This window comes from Microbacterium kunmingense (genome assembly GCF_023155745.1).
Lineage (GTDB): Bacteria > Actinomycetota > Actinomycetes > Actinomycetales > Microbacteriaceae > Microbacterium > Microbacterium kunmingense.
This window is the reverse complement of sequence record NZ_JAKNUS010000015.1, coordinates 17,551-32,519: the sequence shown is the minus strand read 5'-3', so window position 1 is coordinate 32,519 and position 14,969 is coordinate 17,551. Positions and strand designations below refer to the sequence as shown.

Annotated in this window: 13 protein-coding genes; 4 read left to right on the top strand and 9 right to left on the bottom strand. The window is 70.4% G+C overall.

Annotation, left to right across the window (positions count from 1 at the left end; genetic code table 11):
* Positions 1 to 107 precede the first annotated feature (107 nt).
* Entirely contained in the window at positions 108 to 1,433 is a 1,326-nt protein-coding gene (locus MA875_RS16630) for a uracil-xanthine permease family protein (RefSeq protein ID WP_248243368.1), read from the top strand.
* 4 nt (positions 1,434 to 1,437) lie between these two features.
* Here the strand turns inward: MA875_RS16630 and MA875_RS16625 are convergent, their stop codons facing one another.
* From MA875_RS16625 to MA875_RS16605, 5 genes are all read right to left on the bottom strand, one after another.
* Positions 1,438 to 2,448 carry a LacI family DNA-binding transcriptional regulator gene (locus MA875_RS16625; RefSeq protein WP_248243367.1) on the bottom strand — a complete coding sequence of 337 codons (1,011 nt, stop codon included), beginning with the start codon at positions 2,446 to 2,448 and terminating at the stop codon, positions 1,438 to 1,440.
* Between the two features lie 80 nt (positions 2,449 to 2,528).
* Complete coding sequence (locus MA875_RS16620; RefSeq protein ID WP_248243366.1) at positions 2,529 to 4,028, bottom strand: GH1 family beta-glucosidase; 1,500 nt, start codon at positions 4,026 to 4,028, stop codon at positions 2,529 to 2,531.
* A gap of 1 nt (position 4,029) precedes the next feature.
* The gene (locus tag MA875_RS16615) at positions 4,030 to 4,845 is read right to left on the bottom strand and encodes a carbohydrate ABC transporter permease (protein ID WP_248243397.1); all 816 of its coding nucleotides are present in this window, start codon (positions 4,843 to 4,845) and stop codon (positions 4,030 to 4,032) included.
* Between the two features lie 110 nt (positions 4,846 to 4,955).
* A complete protein-coding gene (locus MA875_RS16610; protein WP_248243365.1) occupies positions 4,956 to 6,014 on the bottom strand; it encodes a carbohydrate ABC transporter permease in 1,059 nt (352 codons plus the stop codon).
* Between the two features lie 71 nt (positions 6,015 to 6,085).
* The gene (locus tag MA875_RS16605) at positions 6,086 to 7,381 is read right to left on the bottom strand and encodes an ABC transporter substrate-binding protein (protein ID WP_248243396.1); all 1,296 of its coding nucleotides are present in this window, start codon (positions 7,379 to 7,381) and stop codon (positions 6,086 to 6,088) included.
* 214 nt (positions 7,382 to 7,595) lie between these two features.
* Here MA875_RS16605 and purS point away from each other — a divergent pair, with 214 nt between their 5' ends.
* The gene (purS, locus tag MA875_RS16600; RefSeq protein WP_248243364.1) at positions 7,596 to 7,844 is read left to right on the top strand and encodes a phosphoribosylformylglycinamidine synthase subunit PurS; all 249 of its coding nucleotides are present in this window, start codon (positions 7,596 to 7,598) and stop codon (positions 7,842 to 7,844) included.
* Entirely contained in the window at positions 7,841 to 8,545 is a 705-nt protein-coding gene (gene purQ / locus MA875_RS16595; RefSeq protein WP_248243363.1) for a phosphoribosylformylglycinamidine synthase subunit PurQ, read from the top strand. The genes purS and purQ overlap by 4 nt, the downstream gene beginning before the upstream one ends.
* 142 nt (positions 8,546 to 8,687) lie before the next feature.
* Here the strand turns inward: purQ and MA875_RS16590 are convergent, their stop codons facing one another.
* Positions 8,688 to 9,119, bottom strand: a complete 432-nt coding sequence (locus MA875_RS16590; protein ID WP_248243395.1) for a DUF1761 domain-containing protein — start codon at positions 9,117 to 9,119, stop codon at positions 8,688 to 8,690.
* A gap of 71 nt (positions 9,120 to 9,190) precedes the next feature.
* On the opposite strand from MA875_RS16590, the gene MA875_RS16585 reads away from it, so the two are divergent.
* On the top strand, positions 9,191 to 10,114 hold the full coding sequence (locus MA875_RS16585; RefSeq protein ID WP_248243362.1) for a 2-hydroxyacid dehydrogenase: 924 nt from the start codon (positions 9,191 to 9,193) through the stop codon (positions 10,112 to 10,114).
* Positions 10,115 to 10,127: 13 nt separating this feature from the next.
* Here the strand turns inward: MA875_RS16585 and xdhC are convergent, their stop codons facing one another.
* From xdhC to MA875_RS16570, 3 genes are read right to left on the bottom strand one after another with little or no spacing between them, the layout of a single operon-like run.
* Positions 10,128 to 10,961, bottom strand: a complete 834-nt coding sequence (xdhC, locus tag MA875_RS16580) for a xanthine dehydrogenase accessory protein XdhC (RefSeq protein WP_248243361.1) — start codon at positions 10,959 to 10,961, stop codon at positions 10,128 to 10,130.
* A gap of 12 nt (positions 10,962 to 10,973) precedes the next feature.
* Positions 10,974 to 13,313, bottom strand: a complete 2,340-nt coding sequence (xdhB, locus tag MA875_RS16575; RefSeq protein ID WP_248243360.1) for a xanthine dehydrogenase molybdopterin binding subunit — start codon at positions 13,311 to 13,313, stop codon at positions 10,974 to 10,976.
* Positions 13,310 to 14,818 carry a xanthine dehydrogenase small subunit gene (locus tag MA875_RS16570; protein ID WP_248243359.1) on the bottom strand — a complete coding sequence of 503 codons (1,509 nt, stop codon included), beginning with the start codon at positions 14,816 to 14,818 and terminating at the stop codon, positions 13,310 to 13,312. Before MA875_RS16570 ends, xdhB begins: the two co-directional genes overlap by 4 nt.
* Positions 14,819 to 14,969 lie beyond the last annotated feature (151 nt).

Here is a 14,969-nt window from a genome sequence, read left to right as displayed (position 1 = left end):
CACCAGCGCCCGTACAGCATTCCGGAAACCGCTCGCCGCGGCAACTCGGGCCGGGCACGAGGGTCCCGATAGGGTGAGTCCCGCCATTCTCGGAAGGAACCTCCCCCATGCCCATCTGGAAGCTGCACGGAGACGGCCGCACCGTCGCACCCGGAAGCGTCGTCGGCCCGCGCGAACGCCTGAACTGGGGCGCGACGGTGGCCCTCGGCATCCAGCATGTGGTGGCGATGTTCGGCGCGACCTTCCTCGTGCCGGTGCTCACGGGCTTCCCGGTGTCGACCACGCTGCTCTTTTCCGGCGTCGGCACGCTGCTCTTCCTCCTCATCACCCGCAACCGCCTCCCCAGCTACCTGGGGTCGTCGTTCGCCTTCATCGCGCCCGTCACCGCGGCGACCGCCTCGCAGGGCATGGGGTCGGCGCTGGCCGGGATCGTCGCGGTCGGGGTGCTCCTGGCCGCCGTCGGCGTCGTGGTGCAGCTGGCCGGCCTCGGGTGGATCGAAAGGCTCATGCCGCCGGTCGTGGCGGGGGCCATCGTCGCCCTCATCGGCTTCAACCTCGCCCCGGTGGCGTGGGACAGCTACCAGCAGCAGCCGGTGATCGCGACCGTGACGCTGACCGCCGTCATCCTCTTCAGCGTGCTCTTCCGCGGGTTCCTCGGACGCATCTCGATCTTCCTCGGCGTCGTCGTGGGCTACGTCGTGGCGCTCCTCGTGGGCGCCGTCGACTTCACCGCCGTCGGCGAGGCGGCATGGGTAGGCCTTCCCCAGTTCCAGATCGCCGACTTCACCTCACCCGGCACGTGGAGCGTCATCGCGATGTTCCTTCCCGTCGTGCTGGTGCTCATCGCAGAGAACGTGGGCCACGTCCGCGGGGTGGCGACGATGACGGATGCCTCCGTGAACCGCTCGACCGGCCGCGCCCTCATCGCCGACGGCGCGGCGACGACCCTGGCAGGATTCTTCGGCGGCTCGGGAACGACGACCTACGGCGAGAACATCGGCGTGATGGCGGCCACGCGGGTGTACTCGACCGCGGCGTATTGGGTCGCCGGGTCGACCGCGATCCTGCTGAGCCTCTCACCGAAGGTGGGCGCGGTGTTCAACTCCATCCCCGCGGGGGTGCTCGGCGGGGTCACCACCGCGCTGTACGGACTGATCGGCATCATCGGCATCAAGATCTGGGTCGACAACCGGGTGGACTTCTCCCGGCCCGTCAACCAGTACACCGCCGCCGTCGCCCTCGTCGTGGCGATCGCCGGATTCACCCTCGAGTGGGGCGACGTGCAGCTCGGGGCGATCGTGCTGGGCACGGCCGCGGCGCTGGTGATCTACCACCTCGGCAACGCCATCGCGCGCTGGCGTCGCACCGGCGCCGACGACGGCGGCCCGCTTCCGGCGGTGGGACCGCTCGGCGGCGACCCGGTGGACCGGTGACGGGTCAGGTCGAGTCGCGTACGACCAGCTCTGTGCCGAGGATCGTCGCGTGCGGCGGCTTTCCTCCCGCGAGCAGGTCCAGCAGCACCCCCGCCATCTGCTCGCCCTGCTGCAGGGAGGGCTGACGCATCGTCGTCAGCGCCGGCTGCACCGCCACCGCGATGGGCGAGTCGTCGAACCCGACGACGGCGACGTCTTCGGGAACGCGGCGCCCGGTGCGACGCAGCACCTCGACGGCCCCCTGGGCCATGAGGTCGCTCGCGATGAACAGCCCGTCGAACTCCACCCCGCTGTCGATGATGCGCTCCATCGCGCGCATCCCCCCGTCGGTGGTGAAGTCGCCGTCCTCGACGGCCACCTCTTCGAGACCCTCGGCCGCCAGCGCCTCGCGGAACCCCGCCAATCGGTCGACACCGGCCGCCATCGTCAGCGATCCCGTGATGGTCGCGATCCGGCGCCGGCCCTTCGCGATCAGGTGCGCCGCGGCATCCTTCCCGCCCTGCAGGTTGTCGACGTCGACGTAGTAGTCCTGCGGGCCGAGCCGGTGCGGGCGACCGCCGTAGACGACCGGGAGAGCGCTGGCGATCCGGTCGAGGAAGGTGTCGCTGGTGTGGTGCGACACCACCACGGCGCCGTCGACCGAGCCGCTGCGCAGGTAGCTCGTCGTCTTGTCGCCGGGGTCGTCGCTGGCGATGAAGAGGTTCAGGACGTAGTCCGAGCGGCTCAGGCGACGGTTGATGCCCGACACGATCGCCGCGAAGAACGGGTCGCCGAAGAATCGCGTGGTGTCCTCGGGCACGATGAGGGCGACCGCGTGGGTCTGCCGGCTGGCGAGCGAGCGCGCGGCGCGGTTGGGCACGTAGTTCAGCTCGGCGATGGCACGCCGCACCGACTCCAACGCGGCCGGGCTCACCGCCGTCGACCCGTTGACCACGCGCGACACCGTGGAGCGGGAGACACCGGCGGCTGCCGCGACCTCCTCGATGGTCGCGGCGGCCCTGGTATCAGTGCTCATCGCGGTGCCGGCGCTCATCGCCGGTGTGCGTGCTCATGGGATGCCTCCTTGCCCGCGGGGCACCCGCCTCGCGGTCGACGCTACGACAGGGCCTCCGGGTGGACGTCGTCGAGCTCTCGTGTTGCGATGATACGGCGGTACTCGCGGCCGGAGTCCTTGACCGTGCGCACCTGGGTGTCGTAGTCGACCCTGACGATGCCGAATCGCTTCTCGTATCCCCACGCCCACTCGTAGTTGTCCAACAGCGACCAGTAGAAGTAGCCGCGCACATCGACGCCGGATTCGGCGGCATCCAGAACCGCACCGAGGTGCGCCCGGAGGAACTGCGTCCGCTCCGCATCCGGCACCCGCAGCTCGCTGCCGTCGACGATCACCTCGTCGTCGTATGCCGCACCGTTCTCGGTGACGTAGAGGGCGACACCGGCCGGCTGGGCGTACTCGTCCCACGTGCGCCGCAGCAGACGCGTCAGCCCCTCGGGCTGCACCTCCCAGTTCATCGCGGTGCGCGCGAGTCCGCGGTCATGCCAGAAGATCGCGTCGGATGCCGGGAACGGCGACGCCGTGGCGCGGTCGGTCGGCGCATCGCCGCGGGGCGGGGGCACGACCGGCGGCGTGCCTCCGACGAGCTCGCCGTGGTAGTAGTTCACCCCGAGCGTGTCGAGCGGCGCGCTGATCGCGGCGAGGTCGCCGGGGCGCACCGCGTCGGTGAACACGGCGACGGCAGCGGCATCCTTCTTCTCGAAATCCGACAGGATGTCGGCCGGATACGCGCCGCGGAAGACCGGGTCGAGGAACCAGCGGTTGAACTGTCCGTCGATGCGTCGTGCCGCGTCGACGTCGGCCGGGTCGGTGGGGTCTGCGGGATCGGCCACCGTGAGGTTCAGGGTGATGCCGAGCGTCAGCGACGCGTCGCGGGCGCGGAGCTCGCGCACTGTCTGCCCGTGGCCGAGGAGCAGGTGGTGGGAGGCGAGCATGCCCTCGGCCATGCTGAACCGCCCGGGCGCGTGGATCCCAGCCGTGTAGCTGAGGAACGATGCGCACCACGGCTCGTTCAGCGTCGTCCACACGTCGACCCGATCGCCGAGCGCGTCGTGCATGTCGAGGGCGTACTCGGTGAACAGGTCTGCGATGTCGCGGTTCGCCCAGCCGCCCCTCTCCTGCAGGGCCTGCGGGAGGTCCCAGTGGTAGAGCGTCAGCCAGGGGAGGATGCCGGCGTCCAGCAGCTCGTCGACGAGGCGTCGGTAGAAGTCGACGCCCGCCTGGTTGAGCGCCCCGCCGTCGGGGCGCACCCGCGACCACGACGTCGAGAAGCGGTAGGTCTGCAGGCCCATGTCCTTCATCAGCGCCACGTCGTCGCGATAGCGGTGATAGTGGTCGCACGCCACGTCGCCGTTGTCGCCGTTGATGACGGCGCCGGGCACACGGCTGAAGGCGTCCCAGATGGAATCGCGTCGTCCGTCCTCGTGCGCGGCACCCTCGATCTGGTAGGCGGCGGTGGCCGCGCCGAAGAGGAAACCGGGTGGGAAGGCGCGGGCGCCCGTGACGTCGAGGCGGGGGTCCTCGGTGAGGTCGATGGTCATGTCAGCCTTTCACTGCTCCTGCCATGATGCCGCTGATCAGCTGCTTGCCCGCGATGATGAACAGGATGAGCAGGGGGATCGTCGCCATGACGGCGCCGGCGAGCACGATGGAGTAGTCGATGTAGTAGCCCGACTGCAGCTGGCTGAGCGCCGTCTGCAGGGTGGGGTTCTGGGGACTCAGGACGATCAGCGGCCACAGGTAGTCGGTCCACGCCGTCATGAAGGTGAAGAGCCCGAGGATCGCCATGGCGGGGCGGGCGGCCGGGACGCCGACGGTCAGGAACGTGCGGAACTGGCCGGCCCCGTCGACGCGCGCAGCCTCGATGAGCTCGTCGGGGATGACGTCGACGAGGTACTGCCGCATGAAGAACACGCCGAAGGCGGTCACGAGGGTGGGCACGATGACCGCGCCGATCGTGCCGGTCCAGCCGAGCTCGCGCATGACCATGAAGAGCGGGATGATGCCCAGCTGCGTCGGGATCGCCATGGTGGCGATGACGAAGAGCATCAGGCCGTTCCGGCCGCGGAACTTCAGCTTCGCGAAGGCGTAGCCGGCGATCGTCGAGAACGTCACGACCGAGATCGTGATGATGCCCGAGATGACGATCGAGTTGCCCAGGGCCAGCCAGAACGGGATGGCGTCGAGGACGCGAGCGGCGTTGGCGAGGAAGTTGCCGCCCGGAATGAGGGGCAGGGTCTCGCCGCGCGTGGAGTTCTCGCCGCTGGCCACGACGAACGACCACCACAGCGGATAGACGCTGCCGATGATGAACGCGGCGAGCAGTCCATAGGTGAGGAAGCCCGGGCGACTGCCGATGCCGGCGTTGCCGGTCTCGCCGCCGCGGCGGCGCTTCGCGGGCCGTTCGGGCGGGTCGGTGTCGAGGGTCTCGACCTGTACCGCCGGAAGCGGATCGGGGATGGTGATGCTCACTTGACCCCTCCAAGGGCTCGGGTCTGACGCTGGGCGATTCGACGTGCCTTGCGGTCGGATCGGGAGTCGGATGTCGCGATGCGACGTGCGATCAGGAAGTTGAGGATGCCGAACAGCACGATCAGGAGGAACAGCAGCCAGGCGACGGCGGATGCCTCACCGAGGTTCTTGCGGAAGAAGGCGAGATCCCAGAGGAAGAGCACCAGGGTCTGGAACTGACGGTCGCTGCCGCCGATCCCCCCGGCCGCCGAGACGTCGAACAGGCGCGGTTCTGCGAAGATCTGCAGTCCGCCGATGGTGGCGGTGATGATGACGAAGATCAGCGTCGGGCGGATCGTCGGGATCGTGATGGAGAAGAAGCGGCGCACCGGACCGGCGCCGTCGATGGCGGCGGACTCGTACAGGTCGCGCGGCACCGCCTGCATGGCGGCAAGGAGGATGAGGGCGTTGTAGCCGGTCCACCGGAAGTTGACCATGATCGCGATCGCGAGGTGGCTGAGGAACCGGTCCTGCTTCCACTGCTGGTCGGCGATGCCGAACAGGTTCAAAAGGTTGTTGGCCAGGCCGTCGACGTCGCTGAAGATGCTGGAGAAGATCAGGGCGACCGCGACCGGGGTGACCACGAACGGCAGCAGAACGCTCATCCGCCAGAAGGTGGGGGCGCGCAGGCCCCGGTCGAGGAGGTAGGCGACGATAAGGGCGATCGTCAGCTGCGGAATGGCCGAGAGCAGGAAGATGCTGATGGTGTTGAACAGCGCGTTCCAGAACATCCGGTCGTTCAGGATCTCGACGAAGTTGCCGAGACCGACGAACCCGCTCTGGCCCAGCAGCAGGTCCCAGTCGTAGAGGGAGACGTTGAGGGTGTAGAGCAGCGGGAAGAGGCCGACGACGCCGAAGAGGAGGAAGAACGGGGCGACGTAGAGATAGGGCGAAACCTTCTGGTCGGCCTTCGACAGTCGCTGACGGAACGGCGACCGGGTGGGCCGCGGCATCCGGTCCTTCGCCTGCGGATCGCGGGCCGGTGCCGACGTCGTCGGCGACAGGGTCGCAGTCATGTGGGAATCCTCTCGGTGGAGATGGTCGGGGCCTCCGGGCACGCCCGGAGGCCCCGTGTCTCACGGTCGGCTCAGCCGACCACTTCCTGGAGCAGCTGCAGCGCTTCCTGCCAGGCGCCCTGCGTGTCGGTGTCACCCTGGTCGAGCGACGTCAGCGCCGGGCCGAAGACGTTCTCCTGGATGACCGAGTCGTCCGGACCCTTGAACTGCGCCTGCACACCCTGAGCGCGCTCGGCGAGGATGGCACCGACGGGGGCGTCGTTGAAGAACTCGTTCGGCGTCGCGTCGGCGGCCAGGGTCTCCTGGGCCTCGATGGTGGACGGGAAGGTGCCGGCCGCCTCGAACTGCTTGATCTGCTGCTCGGGCTGCGTCAGCCAGTCGGCGAGCTTGGCCGCCTCCTCCGGGTGCTCCGACGTGGTGGGAACGGTCAGGAAGGCGCCGCCCCAGTTCGCCGCGCCGCCGGGGAAGACGTCTGCGAAGTCCCACCCGCTGGCGGCGTCGCCGCCGCCGGCCTCGACCTGGCCCTGCACCACACCGAGCATCCAGCCCGGGCAGACGAAGGTCGCGAAGGTGCCGTCGACGAACGACTTGCCGCCGTTCCAGTCCCAGGCGCTCTGGGCGGCCGACAGGCCATCCTCGGTCGCGGCGCCCAGCAGCTGGAAGCGCTCCTCGAGGTCGCTGTTGCCCTCGACGTTCAGCTCGCCGTCGGCGGTGTAGTACCCCTCGGGAAGCTGGTTGACCATGGCGTTCCAGACGAAGCCGGAGTGGTCGTACCAGGCCTTGCCGGTGGCCTCGTTGTACTGACGGCCCACGTCGAAGTAGTTCTCCCAGTCGCCCCCGAGAAGTGCCGCGACCTCTTCACGATCGGTCGGGAGGCCGGCCGCCTCGAAAGCCGGACGGTTGTAGCAGATGCCCTGGGGGCCGATGTCGGTGCCGTAACCGATGACACGGCCCTCGGCGTCGGTGGCCTGGTCGTACTTCCACTCGAGCCAGTCGCCCTTGCGGTCCTCGATGCCGTAGTCGCGCAGGTCGGTGAACCGGTCGGCGACGCCCATGATCTCGCCGAGCCACCCCTCCTCGACCGCGACGATGTCGGAGAGTCCCGAGCCGGCGGCGAGCTTGGTGAAGGCGTCGGTGCGGGCGTTGCCGCCGGTGTCGATGTTGGTGGCCTCGATCGTGATGCCGGGGTTGGCCTCTTCGTACTCGGCGTAGAGGTCGTCGTAACCGAAGGTGCCGAATGTGGTGATGGTGAGGGTGATGTCCTCGCCGGCATTGCCGCCCGCGGCGTCACCGCCGGAGGAGCTGCAGCCCGCAAGAACGAGGGCAGTGGATGATGCGATCGCAGCCGCGACGGCCGCGTTGCGCATGGTGGATGACGTCACGATCACTCCTTTGTGGGTGGATGAGCACGATGCTGTGTCGGCGACACGGTGCGAGTTTGACGTGTCCGTGGAATCGCTCCCACGGATTTCGGATGACGTTATGGGATCGCTCTCACGGAAGTCAAGGGAGCGCTCCCAAGAAGTTTGGTAACGATCAGATCACGACAGTTTGCGGAGTGGTGGGTCGTAAGATGGGGACGTGCCCACCATCGTCGTCGACGTCATGCCCAAGGCCGAGCTGCTCGACCCGCAGGGGAAGGCCGTCGCCGGAGCCCTCACGCGGCTCGGTGTCGACCGCTTCTCGGGCGTCAGGATCGGCAAGCGTTTCGAGCTGACCGTGGACGGCGAGGTAGACGACGAGGTGCTTGCGACGGCCCGTCGCATCGCGGCCGAGGTGCTGTCGAACGACGTGATCGAGGACGTCGTCGGCATCGAGGTCGTCGAGTGACCGCCCGCGTCGGCGTCATCACCTTCCCCGGAAGTCTCGACGACGTCGACGCGCGCCGCGCCGTCCGGCTGGCCGGCGGCGAACCGGTCGCGCTGTGGCACGGCTCGCACGACCTCGAGGGGGTCGACGCGCTCATCCTTCCCGGTGGCTTCAGCTACGGCGACTACCTGCGGGCCGGGGCGATCGCCGCTCTGGCGCCCATCATGTCGGAGGTCACCGACGCCGCCCGGGGCGGCATGCCCGTGCTCGGGATCTGCAACGGGTTCCAGATGCTCGTCGAGGCTCACCTGCTGCCCGGCGGCCTGATCCGCAACGCCCATCAGCAGTTCATCCGCCGCGACCAGCGTCTGCGCGTGGAGAGCACGTCGACGGCGTGGACGGCCGACTTCGCCGACGGCGAGGAGATCACCATCCCCCTGAAGAACGCCGACGGCGGCTACATCGCCGACGCCGACACCCTCGCCCGCATTGAGGGCGAGGGTCTCGTGGCGTTCCGCTACCTGGGCGTGAACCCCAACGGCTCGCTCAACGACATCGCGGGCCTGCGCAACGAGCGCGGCAACGTCGTCGGCCTCATGCCGCACCCCGAGCACGCGGTCGAAGAGGGCTTCGGCCCCGACACCCGGCTCGCCATGCGTTCGGGTGTCGACGGCCGCCGGTTCTTCACCTCCGCCATCGCTTCGCTGGTCGCCGCCGCCTGAGCCGCGCGCGGCGTCGCGCCCGGCGGCCGTCGGGAGGAGATCCGCACATCGGAGGGCGCGCAGCGCGACGTCGACCTCCGGTGTGCCGATCTCCTCCCGTGCGCGGCCGAGCGCGGGCGCGCAACGCGGCCCGGCGGGCGGGTCAGACCGTGCCGGCGGGGGGCCAGACGCCGATGATCAGCGCCATGACAACGAAGGTCGCGAGCTCGTGACCGATCGTGAGCACGGTGAGCGACGACGGCCGACCCTCGAAGGCGTCGTGCGTGATGATCCGGGCGGCCGTGAACCCCGCCCACAGGATGATCGCGGTACCGAGCGCTGCGAGGAGGTACCCGCCCCCGTAGAAATGCCACGCGATGTTGATGGCCCCGGCGAGGACCCACGCGGTGACGAAGCTCACGAGGACCGTGACCAGGATCGGGATGACCGCGGTGGCGCCGGGTCGGTTCATGTCGACGTTCGCCAGCCGGGCCCAGCGGGTGCCGAACACCTTGGGTGCGTAGAAGACCGATCCGACGCCCAGCGTCGAGGCCGTGGCGATCAGCACCGCCCAGTAGTTGATCTCGGGAACCATATTCATCCCGGCACGCTCGGCCGCCTCCTGCCGCTGAACCTACTCCCGCCGCGGCGGGTAGCGTGGGAGTGGTGAGTGCGAATCTCGTCGTGTCCGTTCCGACCGCCCAGCTCGCCGCCGATCTCGAGCCCCTGCCCGGCGGGGTCGAGGTGATCCAGTGGGCCATGGACGGTCCGCCGCCGAGGCCCCGCATCGACATCGTCGTGCCGCCCTACATGTCGCTCGCCGACGCGGTGCCGCTCCTCGACCAGGTCGAGACCCGCCTGGTGCAGAGCCAGTCGATCGGGTACGACGGCATCGAGGATATTCTCCCGCCGACATACACCTTCGCCAACGCCTCCAGCGTGCACGAGACATCGACCGCCGAGCTCGCGGTGGCCCTCGCGCTGGCCGCGCAGCGGCAGATCCCCGACTTCGTACACGCCCAGGCCGAAGGCCGCTGGGCCCCGGAGCGGGCAGCGAGTCTCGCCGACCGCCGCGTCCTGCTCCTCGGCTACGGCGGCATCGGCAAGGCGATCGAAGCGCGACTTTCGGGCTTCGAGGTCGAGCTCACGCGGGTGGCATCCCGGCACCGCGAGGAAGACGGGGTCATCGTTCACGGCGTCGACGAGCTCCCCGACCTCCTGCCGTATGCCGAGATCGTGATGGCGTCGCTGCCCGGCGGCGACGCGACGCGCCACCTTGTCGACGACGCGTTCCTCGCCGCCCTCCCAGACGGCGCGCTCATCGTCAACGTCGGGCGCGGACCCCTCGTCGACACCGACGCGCTCGTCGATCACGCCCGCCGCGGACGCATCCGCGCAGCCCTCGACGTCACCGATCCCGAGCCGCTGCCCCCGGGTCATCCGCTCTGGTCGACCGAGGGCGTCCTCATCGTGCCGCACGTCGGCGGGGCCTCGAGCGCGATGCGCCCGCGGATCGCACGACTCGTCCGCCGCCAGATCGAGCGGATGTCGCGGGGCGAGGCCCCGCTGAACGTCGTCCTCGGCGGCTGACGCCGCCGTCTCCTCAGGCGCGCGGCGCGCGCGCCGCCTCCTCGATCAGCTGCAGCAGGCGCGCGGCGACGCTCACCGCGATGACGGCCGGGGCCTTGCCCGACACCTCCGGCACGCCGATGGGCGTCGTCACCCGCGCCAGATCTTGGTCGGTGTGGCCGAGCTCTCGGAGTTGGGAGGTGAACCGCGTCCACTTCGACCGCGAGCCGATCAGGCCGATCGATGCGAGGTCGCCGCGGCGGAGGGCCTGATCGACGAGGGCGAGATCCTCGACGTGATCGTGCGTCATCACGACGACGTGCGCGCCGGGCGGCAGCTCGGCGATCACCGCCTCGGGCACCGGCGCATGACGCACCCGCACCGTCGCGACCGCATCGGCGAACAGTCCGCTCCGACCCGGCACGCCGAGCCGCGCACCCTCGACCATCTCGGCGCGCCCGTCGATGAGCCACAGCTCGATCTCGTGACGGGCGAGCACACGGGCGAGCTCCAGCCCGACATGGCCCACGCCGAAGATCGCGACCGTCGGCACCACGCGCACGGGTTCCAGCAGCATCGTCACCTCTCCCCCGCAGCACTGCACACCGTACTCGGTCGCAGCCTTGTCGCTGAGGGTGAGCGTCAGCAGCCGCGGTTCGTTCTCGCCCGCGTCGATCATCTCCCGGGCGGTGGCGATGGCGGTCTCCTCCAGATTGCCGCCGCCGACCGTGCCGAAGAGCCGCTCGGGCGAGACCACGAGTTTCGCGCCGCCGTTGCGCGGGGCATGGCCCCGCACCGCGGCGAGGGTGACGAGCACCGCCGGCACGCGGGCATCCCGCAGCCGCCGGAGCTCGTCGACCCAGTCCACCGCGGCCTCCGTTCAGCGCGCGACGGGCGCCGCGGAGCGTGCGGCCTCGATCGCCCAGAAGACCGCCTCGGGGGTGGCCGGTGAGGCGAGCTCGACGCTGCGCCCCGGCTCCCCGAAAGCCGCGACAGCCTCACGCAGCGCCTCGCGCACCGCGAACGCGAGCATGAGCGGCGGCTCCCCCACGGCCTTCGACCCGTACACCGCGCCGTCCTCGCGGGCGTCGGCGAAGAGGTGCACGTGGAACTCCTCCGGCATCTCCGAGAAGCTCGGCAGCTTGTAGGTGCTCGCCGACGTCGTCAGCAGCCGCCCCCGGCCGGGGCCCTCGGAGGTGTCCCACCGCAGATCCTCGAGGGTGAGCCATCCCGCCCCCTGCACGAACCCGCCCTCGACCTGACCCCGGTCGATCTGGGGCGAGAGCGAATCGCCCACGTCGTGGACGATGTCCACGCGCCGCAGTCGGTAGGCTCCGGTGTACCCGTCGACCTCGACCTCGGCGGCCGCGGCACCGTAGGCGAAGTACTTGAAGGGTGAACCCGTCATGCGCTCCTGATCCCAGGAGAGCCCCTCGGTGCGGTAGTACCCCGCGGCGAAGAGCGGCACCCGCGAGAAGTACGCGGCAGAGGCCACCTCGGCGAAGGGCACCGAACGCTGCAGGTGCGGGGCGGCGACGTGACCGCCGCTGAAGACGAGGTGTTCCGGATCGGTGCCCAAGAGCCCGGCGGCGACCCCCGTCATCCGCTCTCTGATCTGCTCGCAGGCGTTCTTGATCGCCGCGCCGTTGAGGTCGGCGCCCGACGACGCCGCCGTCGCGGAGGTGTTCGGCACCTTGTCGGTGCGCGTCGGCGCGAGCCGCACCTGGCTGAGCGGCACTCCCAGCGCGGTCGCGGCGACCTGCCGCATCTTGGTGTGAAGGCCCTGCCCCATCTCGGTGCCGCCGTGGTTGATCAGCACCGAGCCGTCTTTGTAGACGTGCACGAGCGCGCCCGCCTGGTTGTAGGCGGTGAAGTTGAACGAGATGCCGAACTTCACCGGCGTCAGCGCGATCGCGCGCTTGACGTCGTCGTGCTCGGCGTTGAAGGCCGCGATCGCGGCCCGCCGATCGTCGACCCGTGCCTCGGCGTGGAGGGTCCGCCAGATCGCGGGCATCCGCTCGGCGTCCTTCACCACCTGCCCGTAGGGGGTGTCCTGCCCCGGGGCGTAGAAGTTGCGGCTGCGCAGCTCCGCCGGATCGAGGCCGAGCGCGGGGGCGGTGCGCCCCAGGATGTCTTCGATGAGGAACACCCCCTGCGGGCCACCGAACCCCCGGAACGCGGTCTGCGAGGTCTTGTGGGTCTGGGCGACACGGCCGACGACGTGGACGTTCGGGATCCAGTAGGCGTTGTCGACGTGGCAGAGCGCGCGGCTCATCACCGGCTCCGACAGGTCGAGCGCCCAGCCGCCGTCGGAGGTGAGCGTCGCCTCCAGCGCCTGCAGGAGCCCGTCGTCGTCGAAGGCGACCCGCCAGGAGATGTGGAAGGGGTGCCGCTTGCCGGTCATCGTCAGATCCTGCGTGCGGTTCAGGCGCAGCCGCACCGGGCGCCGCGTGATGCTCGCCCCGAGCGCGGCGATGGCCGCCAGCCCGTGCGGCTGCATCTCCTTGCCGCCGAAGGCGCCGCCCATCCGAAGAGACTGCACGGTGACCTGGTGCGACGGCAGGTCGAGCACGTGCGCGATGATCTCCTGCGTCTCGCTCGGGTGCTGGGTCGATGACTCGACGAAGATCTGCCCCTCCGAGTCGATGCGCGCGAGCGCCGCGTGGGTCTCGAGGTAGAAGTGCTCCTGGCCCGAGAACGCGGTGACGCCCTCGAACACGTGCGCCGCCTCGGCGAGCGCTGCGGTGGCGTCGCCGCGGGCGAGGGTGCGCTGCGCGCCCTGGAACGACTCGGCGGCGATCGCCTCCTCGAGGGTGACGATGCTCGGAAGCGGCTCGTAGGTCACTTCGACGGCGGCCGCGCCGAGCCGGGCCGCCTCGGGGCTCTCGCCGAGCACCCAGGCGAGGGCGTGCCCGTGGTACATCGCCTCGGTGGGGAAGAGCGGCTCGTCGTGCTTGACGCCGGCGTCATTGACGCCCGGAACGTCTTCCGCCGTGAGCACTCGGATGACCCCGGGAACGCTGTACGCCGGGAGGACGTCGAGGCTCGCGCGCGCGTGGGTGTGGGTCGACTGCACCGGCCAGGCGGTGAGGACCCCCATGGTCTCGACGGCGAGGTCGTCGGTGTACATCGCACGGCCGGTGACGTGAAGGGCCGCGCTCTCGTGCGCGACGGAGCGGCCGACGACCGGGTCGGCGGGGCGGCGGGCGAGATCGCTCATCGGGCCACCGCCTCCGCCGTGGGCCCCGGATGCCGCGCGAAGAGCTTCCGCAGAGCGTTCTCGAGCATCGCCGCACGGTAGGCCGCGCTCGCGCGGTGGTCGGACATCGGGGTGCCCTCGGCGCCGAGCACCGGGGCGACCTCGCGTACGGTGGCGAGGCTCCATTCGCGGCCGATGAGCGCCTGCTCGGTGGCGCGCGCACGAACGGGGGTGGCGGCGACGCCGCCGAGGCCGATGCGCGCATCGACGACGACGCCGTCCCGCAGCTCGAGCACGAACGCGACGGCGACGCTGGAGATGTCGTCGAAGCGGCGCTTGGCGATCTTGTGGAACGCGGCGAGCTCGCCGCGCGGGGCGGGGAAGCGCAGCGCGCGGATGATCTCGTCGTCGCGCCGCAACGACTGCCGGTAGCCGGTGAAGTATTCCTCGAGAGGCACGTCTCGCTCGCCGTCGCGCGAAGCGAGCGCGACGCTCGCGCCGAGGGCGAGGAGTGCGGGCAGCGAATCGCCGATGGGCGACCCCGTTCCGAGGTTCCCGCCGAGCGTCGCGCGGTTGCGGATGAGCGGCGAGGCGAACTGCGGCAGCAGTTCGGAGAGGAGCGGCACGCGATCGCCGAGCGCGGCGGCGATCTCGGTGAGGGTGAGGGCGGCGCCCAGCTCGATCTCGTCGTCCGTGACGCGGACCGCCCGCAGCTCGGGCAGCCGGTCGATCGCGACGACGAGCGGCGCCCGCACACCGCGGAGGTTCACGTCGACGCCCCAGTCGGTCGCCCCGGCGACCAGGCGCGCATCGGGCTCGCTCGCGAGGAGGGCGATCGCCTCGTCGAGCGTCGCCGGCCGCACGAAGCGGGCGCCGTCGACGGTCACGTCGGTCGGGACGGGCGCAGGGGCCGGATGCCGCAGGCGCGCCGCCAGCGGATCGTCGCCGTCCGGCATCCCGAGCTCATATGCCGCATCGCGAATAGGCCGGTACCCGGTGCAGCGGCACAAGTTGCCGCTCAGCGCATGCAGGTCGAACCCGTTCGCCCCGACGTGGGTGTGCGGCTCGCCGGGGAGCGGGTCGCCGTCCGGCCCGGACACCCGGTCGCGCCGGTAGTACTCCCCCGCCATGCTGCAGACGAAGCCGGGCGTGCAGTAGCCGCACTGCGACCCGCCGCCCGACGCCATGACCTCCTGCACCGGGTGCAGCGCTTCGGGGGTACCGAGGCCTTCGGCGGTGACGATCTCCTGTCCGCGGAGCGCCTGGGCGGGAACGAGGCACGAGTTCACTGCGGTCCACGCCGCGCCCGCGGCATCCGTGCTCGGCGTGGCGATGAGCATCGCGCACGCGCCGCACTCGCCCTCGGCGCACCCCTCTTTGCTTCCGGTCAGGCCGCACGAGCGCAGCCAGTCGAGGGCGTTGGTGTGCACAGGCACGCCCTCGAGCGAGCGGAGCGCACCGTTGACGGTGACTTCGTCGACAGTCACCTCGGCGACCGGTTCAGCATCCAGACGGTCTTCAGCCACGAGCGCGCTCCATCTTCGCGATTGTACGGGCCGCTCGAGGCGAGCGGCCCTCGCGCGCCCCACCGCCCCGCGCACCATCCGTCACACCCCCGAAACACCGCGCGGCCCCCCGCGAAACGTCGGCGCCATAGCGTCGCCTGATCACGTCCCT